This is a genomic window from Roseixanthobacter pseudopolyaromaticivorans, from assembly GCF_043195145.2.
Classification (GTDB): domain Bacteria; phylum Pseudomonadota; class Alphaproteobacteria; order Rhizobiales; family Xanthobacteraceae; genus NCEH01.
Genome location: NZ_CM195539.1, coordinates 3,599,648 through 3,612,150, shown reverse-complemented (window position 1 = coordinate 3,612,150; position 12,503 = coordinate 3,599,648). Strand labels below are relative to the sequence as shown.

Here is a 12,503-nt window from a genome sequence, read left to right as displayed (position 1 = left end):
CCCAAACGTGGTGCAATCCTGGAATGCGTTGCAGGAGGGTGACGGTCGCGCCGCTTGAAAACGGCGCGGGATCAATATAAAGATATCTTTATGTCTTTAGTTGGTCACGATCTCGCGGCGAAGCCACTGTCCTATGCCGTCCTTCTCGAAGGGCTGAAGGCGGCCGGGGAGGACACGCGCCTGCGTCTGCTCGCCGTGCTCGGCGAGGCGGAGCTGACGGTGTCCGACCTGACGGAGATTCTCGGCCAATCCCAGCCACGCATTTCCCGGCACCTCAAGCTGCTGGCCGACGCGGGGCTGGTTGAGCGTCACCGCGAGGCCAGCTGGATGTTCTACCGTCGCGCCGCCGAAGGACCAGGCGCGTGCCTCGCGGGCATCCTGCTCCAATTGCTCGATCCGCTGGACGATGTGGCGCGGCGCGACCGCGAGCGTCTCGCCGAGGTGCGGGCTGCCCGCGCCCAGGCGGCGCAGACCTATTTCGCCGCCCATGCCGCCCAATGGGACGCCATCCGCAGTCTTCATGTGCCCGAGACGGCGGTTGAGGCGGCGGTGCGGGAGGCCCTTTCCGGACGGCCTATCGACTCCCTTCTCGATCTCGGCACCGGCACCGGCCGCATGCTGGAGTTGTTCGCGCCCGAGATCGGCCGCGGCGTGGGCATCGACCTCTCGCCCGACATGCTGGGCATCGCCCGCGCCCATCTGGAGCAGGCGGGGATCCGCAATTGCTCGGTCCGGCAGGGCGACATCTACAATCTCGCCATGCCGCGCGAGAGCTTCGATGCCATCATCGTCCATCAGGTGCTGCACTTTCTGGACGATGCCGGGCGCGCGGTGCGCGAGGCGGCGCGGCTGCTGCGGCCCGGCGGCCGCCTGCTGGTGATCGATTTCGCGCCCCACGACCTGGAATTCCTGCGCGAGGCCCATGCCCACCGCCGGCTCGGGTTCTCTGCCGAGGCGGTGGAGAACTGGCTGGCCCAGGCCGGGCTCGTGCCGACCATGCATCGCCTGCTCGTCCCCGAGCGCGGCGGCGGCGATGCGCTGACCGTATCCCTATGGCTCGCCCGCGACCCCCGCGTCGCCGAAGTCCAAGAACAGCAGGAGGTTGCGTGATGGCCGGGCCGATCCGAGCGAGCCGGGAAATTGGCAAGGCGCCGGTGGGCGTCTCGTTTGAATTCTTCCCGCCGAAGACCGAGGAGATGGAGCGCAACCTGTGGGCCAGCGTCGCGCGCCTCGCGCCGCTTGCGCCCCGCTTCGTCTCTGTGACCTACGGGGCGGGCGGTTCCACGCGGGAGCGGACCCATGCCACGGTCGAGCGCTTGGTGCGCGAGACCGATCTTGCTCCTGCCGCCCATCTCACCTGTGTCGACGCGACCCGCGCGGAGATCGACGACGTGGTCCGCGCCTATGCCAAGGCCGGCGTGAAGCACATCGTCGCCTTGCGCGGCGATCCCACCAGCGGGGTGGGCACGACATACGAACCGCACCCGGACGGCTATGCCCATGCCTGCGATCTGGTCGCCGGTATCCGCAAGCTCGGGGATTTCGAGGTCTCCGTCTCGGCTTATCCCGAGAAGCATCCCGAAAGCCCCAGCATCGATGCCGACATCGATTATCTGAAGGAGAAGGTGGACAACGGGGCGACCCGCGCCATCACCCAGTTCTTCTTCGATAACGACGTCTATTTCCGCTATCTGGACAAGGTCCGCGCGCGCGGCATCGACATTCCGATCCTGCCCGGTATCCTGCCGGTGACCAATTTCAAACAGGCCGCGAACTTCGCCGCCCGCACCGGCGCGAGCGTGCCGGACTGGCTCGCCAAGCGTTTCGAAGGGCTCGACAACGATCCCGAGACGCGCAAGCTGATCGCTGCCGCCGTGGCGGCCGAGCAGGCGACCGATCTGGTTGATCGCGGCGTCGGCGATATCCATTTCTACACGCTCAACCGCGCCGACCTGGTCTATGCCATCTGCCATCTGCTCGGCCTTCGGGACAAGGGCATGGCGAGCACGGCACCGCAGGCCATCGCCGTGTGATGTTTTGCGTTTAATGCGGGGCGGCGGTGCCGTCCCGAGCGGTCCGGGCCGCTTTCCCGAGCAGACGATTCAAGGCTTCCCAGACGGGATCAGTGGTGCACCATGACCAACACCCGAAACGAAACCACCGCCGCTCTCCATGCCGCCGCGCGCGAGCGCATCCTGGTGCTGGACGGGGCCATGGGCACCATGATCCAGGGCCTGAAGCTGGACGAGGCCGGCTATCGCGGCGCGCGCTTCGCCGCCTGGCCGCGGGACGTGAAGGGCAATAACGACCTGCTGAACATCACCCGGCAGGACGACGTACGCGCCATTCACCTGAAGTATTTCATGGCCGGCGCCGACATCGTCGAAACCAACACTTTCTCCTCCACCACCATCGCCCAGGCCGACTATGGCATGGAGGAGATCGCCTACGAACTGAACGTGGAAGGCGCCCGCCTCGCCAAGGAAGCGGCAAAGCAGGCGCAGGAGAAGGACGGCCGCCGCCGCTTCGTCGCCGGCGCCATCGGGCCCACCAACCGCACCGCCTCCATCTCGCCGGACGTGAACGACCCCGGCTTCCGGGCCACCTCGTTCGACGAACTCGCCGTCGCCTATGGCGAGCAGGCGCGCGGCCTGCTGGACGGCGGCGCCGACCTGCTGCTGATCGAGACCATCTTCGACACGCTGAACGCCAAGGCGGCGATCTTCGCCATCGAGGGGCTGTTCGACGAACTGGGTTATCGCGTGCCGGTGATGATTTCCGGCACCATCACCGATCTGTCCGGCCGCACGCTCTCCGGCCAGACGCCGGCGGCCTTCTGGTATTCGCTGCGCCACGCGCAGCCCTTCTCCATCGGCCTCAATTGCGCCCTTGGCGCCAAGGAGATGCGCGCCCATATCGCCGAGATCGGCAAGGTCGCGGATACGCTGGTGTGCGCTTATCCCAACGCCGGCCTGCCCAATGAATTCGGCATGTATGACGAGAGCCCCGAAGCCATGGCGGCCCTGGTGGGCGAGTTCGCCGCCTCGGGCCTCGTGAATATCGTCGGCGGCTGCTGTGGCACCACACCGGACCATATCGCGGCGGTGGCGAAGGCGGTTTCCGTCCACAAGCCGCGCCTCGTGCCCGACCTGCCGCCCATGCTGCGCCTCTCGGGCCTGGAGCCGTTCGAGCTGACGCCGCAGATCCCGTTCGTGAATGTGGGCGAGCGCACCAACGTCACCGGCTCGGCCCGCTTCCGCAAGCTGATCACCAATGGCGATTTCCCCGCCGCGCTCGATGTCGCCCGCGATCAAGTGGAGAACGGCGCCCAGGTCATCGACATCAACATGGACGAGGGCCTGCTGGACAGCCAGAAGGCCATGGTGACCTTCCTCAATCTGGTCGCCGCCGAGCCCGACATTTCCCGCGTGCCGGTGATGGTGGACAGCTCGAAATGGGCGATCATTGAGGCCGGGCTGAAGTGCATCCAGGGCAAGGGAATCGTGAACTCCATCTCCATGAAGGAGGGGGAGGACGCCTTCCGCGCACAGGCGCGCCTCGTGCGCCGCTATGGCGCCGCCGTGGTGGTGATGGCGTTCGACGAGCAGGGGCAGGCCGATACGTTCGAGCGCAAGACCCAGATCTGCGCTCGCGCCTACAAGATCCTCACCGAGGAACTCGGCTTCCCGGCCGAGGACATCATTTTCGATCCCAATATCTTCGCGGTCGCCACCGGCATCGAGGAGCACGCCCCCTATGGCGTGTATTTCATTGAAGCCACGCGCTGGATCCGCGAGCATTTGCCTTACGCCCACATCTCGGGCGGCGTGTCGAACCTGTCGTTCTCGTTCCGCGGCAACGAGCCGGTGCGCGAGGCGATGCACGCGGTATTTCTCTACCATGCCATCAAGGCGGGCATGGACATGGGCATCGTCAATGCCGGCCAGCTCGCGCTGTATGACGAAATCCCGGCCGAGCTGCGGGAGGCGTGCGAGGACGTGGTTCTCAACCGCGATCCCGATTCCACCGAGCGCCTGCTGACCTTGGCCGAAGGCTTCAAGGGCGGCGCCGGCAAGGAGAAGAAGGAGGCGGATCTCGCCTGGCGGACCTGGCCGGTGGAGAAGCGCCTCGCCCATGCGCTGATCAACGGCATCACCGAATTCGTCGATGCCGACACCGAGGAAGCCCGCCAGCAGGTGGCGCGGCCGCTGCACGTCATCGAAGGCCCGCTGATGGCGGGCATGAACGTGGTCGGCGACCTGTTCGGCGCCGGCAAGATGTTCCTGCCCCAGGTGGTGAAGTCCGCCCGCGTGATGAAGCAGGCGGTGGCCTATCTCATGCCCTTCATGGAGCAGGAGAAGCTGGACAACGGCACCACCGAATCCTCGTCCGCCGGCAAGATCCTGATGGCGACGGTGAAGGGCGACGTGCACGACATCGGCAAGAACATCGTCGGTGTCGTGTTGCAGTGCAATAATTTCGAGGTCATCGACCTCGGCGTCATGGTGCCCACTGCCAAGATCCTGGAAACCGCCAAGCGCGAGAATGTGGATGTGATCGGCCTCTCCGGCCTCATCACCCCCTCGCTCGACGAGATGGTCTCCGTCGCCTCCGAGATGGAGCGCGAGGGTTTTGTCGTGCCGCTGCTGATCGGCGGAGCCACCACTTCCCGCGTCCATACGGCGGTGAAGATCGCCCCGCAATATGAGCGCGGGCAGGCGGTCTATGTCACCGACGCGAGCCGCGCGGTCGGCGTGGTGGCGAACCTGCTGAACCCGGAAACGCGCGCCTCCTACATGGCCGACGTGAAGGCGGAATATGTGAAGCTGGCGGACGCCCATGCCCGCGCGGATGCCGCCAAGCAGCGCGTGCCGCTGGCAAAGGCGCGCGAAAATGGGCTGAAGCTGGATTTCTCGGCCTATCTGCCGCCCAAGCCCGCCTTCCTCGGTACCCGCGTGTTCGAGGACCACGATCTCGCCGACCTCGTGCCCTTCATCGATTGGACGCCGTTCTTCCAATCTTGGGAATTGTCCGGCCGCTATCCGGCGATCCTGGAAGACCCCACGGTGGGCGAGCCGGCGCGCAACCTGTTCAAGGATGCGCAGGCCATGCTCGCGCAGATGGTGGAAGAGAAGTGGGTGACGGCGAAGGCGGTGGTCGGCTTCTGGCCCGCCAACAGCATCGGCGACGACATCGTCCTGTTCCGCGACGATACCCGAAAGACACCGCTGGCCACCCTGCACACCTTGCGGCAGCAACTCGCCCGGCGCGAGGGGCGCTACAATCTGGCGCTCTCGGATTTCGTCGCACCCTTGGAAACCGGCGTGCCGGATTATGTGGGCGGCTTCGCCGTCACCACCGGTTTCGGCGAGCAGGCGCGCTCCGATGCCTTCAAGCATGCGAACGACGATTATTCCGCGATCATGGTGAAGGCGCTGGCGGACCGGCTTGCGGAAGCCTTCGCCGAGCGCATGCATCATCTCGTGCGCACGCAGCTCTGGGCCTATGCGCCGGACGAGGGGCTCTCCAACGACGACATGATCCTGGAGAAGTATCGCGGCATCCGCCCCGCGCCGGGCTATCCGGCGCAGCCGGACCATACGGAAAAGGGCACGCTGTTCTCGATCCTGGATGCCACCAGCAAGATCGGCCTGGAACTGACCGAGAGCTATGCCATGTGGCCCGGTGCGGCTGTTTCCGGCCTCTATTTCTCCCATCCCGAGAGCGCCTATTTCGGCGTCGGCCGGATCGAGCGCGACCAAGTGGAGGATTATGCGGTCCGCAAGGGCTGGAGCGTGGAGGAGGGCGAGCGCTGGCTCGCGCCGATCCTCAATTACGATCCCACCCGGCGCGAAGCCGCCGAATAGGGCAGGGCCGGGGCGAAGGCGGCGACCCACGCGCGCTTCAGCCCACGCCATCGCGCAATAAAAAAGCCGAGGCATGCAGCCTCGGCTTTTTTCGATTCAGAAAGCACGATCGCTGACGCGGCAGGCCCGTCAGCGCGAGCGCGCTTTCCTCAGATCCCGCTCATGGGATAGTTCGGGCTCTCGCGGGTGATGGTCACGTCGTGGACGTGGCTTTCACGCAGGCCGGCGGAGGAGATGCGCACGAAGCGCGCCTTCTCGCGGAATTCAGTCAGATCCGCGCCGCCCACATAGCCCATGGCGGCGCGCAGGCCGCCGGAGAGCTGATGCAGCACGGCGGAAACCGGGCCCTTATAGGCGACCTGCCCCTCGATGCCTTCCGGCACCAGCTTCAGCGTATCGCGCACTTCCGCCTGGAAATAGCGATCCGCCGAACCGCGCGACATGGCGCCCACCGAGCCCATGCCGCGATAGGATTTGTACGAGCGGCCCTGGAACAGGAACACTTCGCCCGGGCTCTCGTCGGTGCCGGCCAGCAGCGAGCCGATCATGGCGCAGGAGGCGCCGGCGGCGAGCGCCTTGGCGAGGTCGCCGGAATATTTGATGCCGCCATCAGCGATCACCGGCGTGTTGGTGGCCTGGGCCGCCTCCACCGCATCCATCACGGCGGTGAGCTGGGGCACGCCCACGCCCGCGACAATGCGGGTGGTGCAGATGGAGCCGGGGCCGATGCCGACCTTGATGGCGTCCGCGCCGGCGTCGATCAGGGCCTTGGCGCCGTCGGCGGTGGCGATGTTGCCGGCCAGGATCTGGGTGGTGTTGGACATGCGCTTGATGCGCTCCACCTGGTCCAGCACCTTGCGGGAATGGCCGTGGGCGGTATCGACCACCACCAGATCGACGCCGGCGTCGATGAGGCGCTCGGTGCGCTCGTAGCCGTCCTCGCCCACCGTGGTGGCGGCGGCAACGCGCAGGCGGCCCTGCTCGTCCTTGGCGGCGTTGGGATTGGCGACTGCCTTCTCGATGTCCTTCACCGTGATCAGGCCGACGCAGCGGTAATCATTGTCCACCACCAGCAGCTTCTCGATGCGGTGATGATGCAGCAGGCGCTTGGCTTCGCTCTGGTTGACGCCCTCATCCACCGTTATGAGCTTGTCCTTGGTCATCAGCTCGGCGACCCGCTGGGTGGGGTCGGTGGCGAAGCGCACGTCGCGGTTGGTCAGGATGCCGACCAGCTTGCCGCCGCGCCCGTTGGAGCCGCGCTCCACCACCGGAATGCCGGAGATGGAATAGCGCTTCATCAGCGCCAGGGCGTCAGCGAGCGTGTCGTCGGGATGGATGGTGACGGGATTCACCACCATGCCCGATTCGAACTTCTTCACCTGCCGCACATGCTCGGCCTGGATTTCCGGCGTGAGGTTGCGGTGGATGACGCCGATGCCGCCGGCCTGGGCCATGGCGATGGCGAGACGCGATTCGGTCACCGTGTCCATCGCCGCGGACAGGATGGGAATGTTGAGCGTGATGGTGGAGGTGAGGCGGCTGATCAGCTTCACATCGCCGGGCATGACTTCCGACGGGCCGGGCAGCAGCAGCACGTCGTCGAAGGTCAGCGCTTCGCGAAAGGGCGAACCGGAAATGGGGTGGATCGAGCCGGGCACGCTGGGCGACGACATGGCCAACTCCTTGAAGTGAGCGCGGCCGAGCGTCCGGCCGGGAAGAAGGAAACGCCGCGGAAAAGCTCGTCCCGCCTGCGTTATCGAGTTGGCGGTGGCGCATACCATGGCCGCGCGACGATTCAAAGACCTGCTGACACGCTTCCCCCATGCGTCCGGCGCAGAGGCGCCTTGCGGTGCGATGCGCGGGGCGGCCGCCTGCGCCCCGCAGAGAGGCCCGCTCGTGATGCATCTAAAATATACATAGCGATATCAATATCTTATATGGGTATGCCGGGATCAATTCCTGATCGACATTTCTTGGGCATGCTCTAATGTCCCCACGCCCGCCCGAAAGGCACGTCCGTGTGAGCGGGCCGCACCGTTCGGCGCGAGCAGGATATCGCGGCAAGGAATGCGCGCATGTACATGATGCTGTTCGGGCTCGTCTTGTTGCTGGGGGGCCATGTGCTGGTCAGCCTGCGGGGGATGCGGGCGCAGCTGATTGCCCGCCTCGGCGAGGGGCAATACAAGGGATTCTTCTCGCTCGTCGCGGTCAGCGGTCTCCTGCTCACGGCTTATGGATTCGCGCTCTGGCGCGCGGCGGGCTCGGCCCCGATCTGGGATCCGCCGCTGTTCATGCGGCACATCACCATGCTGCTGATGCTGTTCGCCGCGATCGCAGGCGTGGCAGCCTATGTCCCGAGTCACATCAAGGCGAAGCTCAAGCACCCGTTGCTGGTGGCGGTGAAGGTCTGGGCGCTGGCCCATCTGCTGGCCAATGGCGATATCGCCTCCATGGTCCTGTTCGGCTCGGTGCTCGCGTGGGCGGTCTACGACCGCATCTCGCTGAAGCGCCGGGGCGATCCGCTGCCGGTGGCGCCGCAGGGCTATCGGGGAGACATGCTGGCCGTGGCCGGCGGCCTTGTCGTCTATCTCCTGCTCGCCTTCGTTTTTCATCCCTATGTCGTCGGCGTGCCCGTCATGGGCTGACTTTTCGGGCGGGCCGCGCGCCGGGTCCCCGCCCATCCAGGCTTCAAGCAAAAACATATCGAGGAACGCGTCATGTCCATTCAAGCCGACGCCAAGCGCGTCACCGCGCCGGAAATCTTCGCGCGCAAGGGCGGGGATCCCATCGTCTGCCTGACCTCCTATCACGCCCATACCGCCCAATTGCTGGATCGCCACGTGGATGTGATCCTCGTGGGCGACAGCCTGGGCATGGTGATGCACGGGCTGGAAACCACCGTGCCGGTCACGGTGGAGATGATGATCGTGCATGGCCGCGCCGTGGTGCGCGGCACGAAGCGGGCGCTGATCGTCGTCGACCTTCCGTTCGGCAGCTATGAGGCGAGCCCCGTGGAGGCGTTCCACACCGCCGCGCGCGTGCTCAAGGAAACCGGCGCCGGCGCGGTGAAGCTGGAAGGCGGCGTGCGCATGGCCGAAACGGTGCGCTTCCTGGTGGACCGCGGCGTGCCGGTGATGGGGCATGTGGGCCTCACCCCCCAGGCCATCAACACGCTCGGCTCCTTCAAGGCCCGCGGCCGCGACGATGCGGAAGCCGCTTCCATCGTGGAGGATGCCCGCGCGGTGGCTGATGCCGGTGCGTTCTCCATCGTTCTGGAAGCCATGGCCGAGCCGGTGGCCCGCCGCATCACGCAGGACATCTCCACCCCAACCATCGGCATCGGCGGCAGCCCCGCCTGCGACGGCCAGATTCTGGTGCTGGAAGACATGCTCGGGCTCGGCCAGCGCGTGCCGAAGTTCGTCAAGAAATATGCCGAGCTGGGCCCCGCCATCGAACAGGCTGTGGCCACTTATGCCGACGAGGTGCGCGCCCGCACCTTCCCTGGCCCGGAACACACCTATGCGCCCAAGGTGCCGAAGGCGTGAGCCGGCTGGCAGGCGGGGGCGCAACCTGTGTGGAAACCTTAGCTTGCCCCCCCTCCCGCTTGCCGGGCAGGGGCGCTGCGCGGCTCGTCGTGCGCGCGTTCGGAGGGCAAGCGCTCCGCGGCCTGTGGGCGCTGGCCGCGCTCGCCCTGCCGCTTCTGCTCGCCCCGCCGGCTCAGGCGGCCGAGGACTGCCTTCTGGTGACCGAGCTAAAAAGCGCCCAGGTGGTGGCGAAGCAGGGCCTGTGCGCGAGCCGCCATTCGCCCGCCTCCACCTTCAAGATCGCCCTGGCGCTCTTGGGTTATGACAGCGGCATCTTGAAGAGCGCGACGGCGCCGGTGTTCACCACCGAGCCCGGGCTCGCGGAAGGCGATGGCGCGCAGAAGGAGACGTGGGCCGGGCCCCAGACGCCGCAGAGTTGGATGAAGAATTCCGTCGTCTGGTACTCGCAGGTGCTCACTCGCAAGCTCGGAGCCGAGAAACTCGCCGGCTATGTGAAGGGGTTCGCCTATGGCAATGAGAACCTCTCCGGCGATCCCGGCAGAGACAACGGGCTGATCCGCGCCTGGCTGTCCTCGTCGCTCCAGATCTCGCCGCGCGAGCAGGTGGATTTCCTGCGCAAGATGCTGAAGGGCGAGCTGCCGGTCAGCACTGAGGCCGTGGACAAGACCATCGCCCTGCTCAAGGCGCCCGAGGAGCCGGCCGGCTATATGCTCTATGGCAAGACGGGCTCGGGATTCCTGCAGCTGAACGACGGCTCGCTGGACCGGACGCGGCCGTTCGGCTGGTTCGTCGGCTGGGCGGAGAAGGGCGGGCGGACATTCGTCTTCGTGCGCTTCATGTCCCTTGATTTCGCGGTGGATGAATCGCTTGGCCTGCGGGCGCGCCAGCAGGCGTTGATGGCGCTGGAGCCCGTGCTCCAGGCCCAGGCTCGCTGAGGCGGCCATGGACGCGCCCGTTCAAAGCGACCCGCAAGGGCAAAGCCAGGGGCCGGCACTGCGCCTCTCCGTGGTCGTCGCCGCGCTGGTGGCGGCGCTGGTGGGGTTCGGCGGCACGGTGCCACTGGTTCTGTCCGCCGCGGCCGTCCTGGGCGCCACGCCTGCACAGACCGCATCCTGGGTTGCCGCCGTGTGCCTTGGGGCAGCGGGAAGCACGCTCTATCTCAGCCTGCGCCATCGCATGCCTATCGTTACGGCATGGTCGACGCCGGGGGCGGCGCTGATTGCCGGCTTTGGCGCCGGCATCGGCATGCAGGCGGCTGTGGGGGCGTTTCTGCTGGCGGCGGTGCTGGTGATGCTGTGCGCCGCCATCCGCCCGCTCGGCCGCCTGGTCGCTGGGATCCCGGTGAGTGTGGCCGCTGCGATGCTCGCGGGTGTGCTGGCGCGCTTCGTCATGGCGGTGGCCGATCATGCGGCGGCCAGCCCGGCGCTGGTGCTCCCGTTGCTAGCCCTGTTCTTCCTCGTGCGGCTGTTTTCGCCGAGCTGGGCGGTGCTGGCTGTCCTCGTCGCCGGAGCCGCCGGCGTGTTCGCCTTCGGCCTCAATGCCCCATTGACCGGCGGCTGGGAAACGCCGCAGCTTACCCTGGTGGTGCCGGTGTTCGACCCGGCGGTGATGTTGGGGCTCGGCCTGCCGCTGTTCCTGGTCAGCATGGCGGCACAGAACCTGCCAGGCTTCGCGGTGCTGCGGGCCTCGGGCTATCAACCGCCCACCGGTTCGATCCTGGCGGCGACAGGGCTGGCCTCCCTGGTCCTGGCGCCGGTGGGGTCCCATTCGGTAACGCTGTCCGCCATCACGGCGGCGATCTGCACCGGCAAGGACGCCCATCCGGATCCGGCGAAGCGATTCCTCACCGGACCGTTCTACGCGCTGTTCTATTTCATCCTGGCCGGGTTCGGCGCCACCATGGTGGCGGTGTTCGCCGCCCTGCCGCCGGCCTTGATCGCCACCATCGCGGGGCTTGCGCTTCTCTCCCCCCTCACCGGGGCGCTCACCGCGGCGCTGGCCGAGGAAAAGGGACGGATCGCGGCGGTCGCGACTTTCACCACCACGGTGTCGGGGGTCTCCGCCTTCGGCCTCGGGGCGCCGGTGTGGGGCCTTCTGGCGGGGTTGCTCCTGCTGTTTCTGGATCATTTGCGCGCAAAACTTTAGCCCTGCCGTGCCGTGGTGGCCCGGAAGGGTTTGCCACGATGCAGCCGCATGGCTAGTTTACGCGCCCTTAGCCTGGGCTTTGTCCGGGCCCTTTCGGCGCGTGCCTGTTGCGGACCATTCATGACCGACATTTTCCACGAGATCGAAGAAGACCTGCGGCGCGACCGGCTGCGCCGGGTATGGGATCGCTTCGGCATCTATTTCATCATTCTGGTGGTCGCGATCATCGCCGCTGCCGGCGCCTATAGCGCCTATCGCTATTACAGCCTGCAGAAGGCCCAGGCGGCCGGCGCCCGTTATGAAGCGGCCAGCACCCTTGCGGACGACGGCAAGGCCGCCGAGGCGCAGGCCGCCTTCGACGCGCTCGCCAAGGATGGCCCGGCCGGTTATCGCACGCTCGCGCGCTTCCGCGCGGCGGGGGAGATCGGCGCCAAGGACAAGGCGGCCGGCGTTGCCGCGTTCATGGCGCTCGCCAATGACGGCACCCTCGCGCCGGTGCTGCGCGATCTTGCCAGCGTGCGCGCTTCTCTCCTGCTGGTGGACACGGCGCCGCTGGCCGAGATCAAGGCGCAGCTTCAGCCGCTCGCCGACGGCACGGGCGGCCTGCGCCATTCGGCGCGCGAGCTGCTGGCCCTGGCGCAGTTTAAGGCGGGTAACTCCGCCGACGCTAACAAGACCGCCCAGCAGGCCATTGACGATCCGGAAGTGCCGCTCGGCGTGCGCAACCGCATGGAGCTGATCCGCACCCTGACCGCCGCAGCCGCCCAGCCGGCGCCGGCTTCGGAAGCGGCGGCCGCGGCTGCTGAGGCGAAGGCGGCCAAGGAAGCTCCCGCCGCCCAGCCGGCGCCCTCGGAACCCGCATCTGCCGCCCCGTCCGCACCGGCCCCCGCCGCTCCGCCCGCTGCCGTTCCCGGCCCGGCGGAAAGTGGCGGCGCCACGAAATGAG

General features: G+C 67.0%; 9 protein-coding genes. 8 read left to right on the top strand and 1 reads right to left on the bottom strand.

Annotated features, from left to right (window positions below; all coding sequences use genetic code 11):
• The first annotated feature begins 90 nt into the window (after positions 1-90).
• The 3 genes from V5F68_RS17015 (at position 91) to metH (ending at position 5,867) form a co-directional block, all read left to right on the top strand.
• The gene (locus V5F68_RS17015; RefSeq protein WP_394014202.1) at positions 91-1,110 is read left to right on the top strand and encodes an ArsR/SmtB family transcription factor; all 1,020 of its coding nucleotides are present in this window, start codon (positions 91-93) and stop codon (positions 1,108-1,110) included.
• A complete protein-coding gene (metF, locus tag V5F68_RS17010) occupies positions 1,110-2,033 on the top strand; it encodes a methylenetetrahydrofolate reductase [NAD(P)H] (protein WP_394014201.1) in 924 nt (307 codons plus the stop codon). The genes V5F68_RS17015 and metF overlap by 1 nt, the downstream gene beginning before the upstream one ends.
• Before the next feature lie 102 nt (positions 2,034-2,135).
• Entirely contained in the window at positions 2,136-5,867 is a 3,732-nt protein-coding gene (gene metH, locus V5F68_RS17005; protein WP_394014200.1) for a methionine synthase, read from the top strand.
• Between the two features lie 149 nt (positions 5,868-6,016).
• Here metH and guaB read toward each other — a convergent pair whose 3' ends face one another.
• Positions 6,017-7,540, bottom strand: coding sequence for an IMP dehydrogenase (gene guaB / locus V5F68_RS17000; RefSeq protein WP_394014199.1), 1,524 nt, complete (start codon positions 7,538-7,540; stop codon positions 6,017-6,019).
• A gap of 402 nt (positions 7,541-7,942) precedes the next feature.
• Between guaB and V5F68_RS16995 the strand changes: the two genes are divergently transcribed.
• The 5 genes from V5F68_RS16995 (at position 7,943) to V5F68_RS16975 (ending at position 12,502) form a co-directional block, all read left to right on the top strand.
• On the top strand, positions 7,943-8,512 hold the full coding sequence (locus V5F68_RS16995; RefSeq protein ID WP_394014198.1) for an NnrU family protein: 570 nt from the start codon (positions 7,943-7,945) through the stop codon (positions 8,510-8,512).
• A gap of 72 nt (positions 8,513-8,584) precedes the next feature.
• Complete coding sequence (panB, locus tag V5F68_RS16990; RefSeq protein ID WP_394014197.1) at positions 8,585-9,412, top strand: 3-methyl-2-oxobutanoate hydroxymethyltransferase; 828 nt, start codon at positions 8,585-8,587, stop codon at positions 9,410-9,412.
• Positions 9,413-9,501: 89 nt separating this feature from the next.
• On the top strand, positions 9,502-10,347 hold the full coding sequence (locus V5F68_RS16985; protein ID WP_394014196.1) for a penicillin-binding transpeptidase domain-containing protein: 846 nt from the start codon (positions 9,502-9,504) through the stop codon (positions 10,345-10,347).
• A gap of 58 nt (positions 10,348-10,405) precedes the next feature.
• The gene (locus V5F68_RS16980; protein ID WP_394014381.1) at positions 10,406-11,557 is read left to right on the top strand and encodes a benzoate/H(+) symporter BenE family transporter; all 1,152 of its coding nucleotides are present in this window, start codon (positions 10,406-10,408) and stop codon (positions 11,555-11,557) included.
• A gap of 120 nt (positions 11,558-11,677) precedes the next feature.
• A complete protein-coding gene (locus V5F68_RS16975; protein ID WP_394014195.1) occupies positions 11,678-12,502 on the top strand; it encodes a tetratricopeptide repeat protein in 825 nt (274 codons plus the stop codon).
• The last annotated feature ends 1 nt before the right edge of the window (position 12,503 follow it).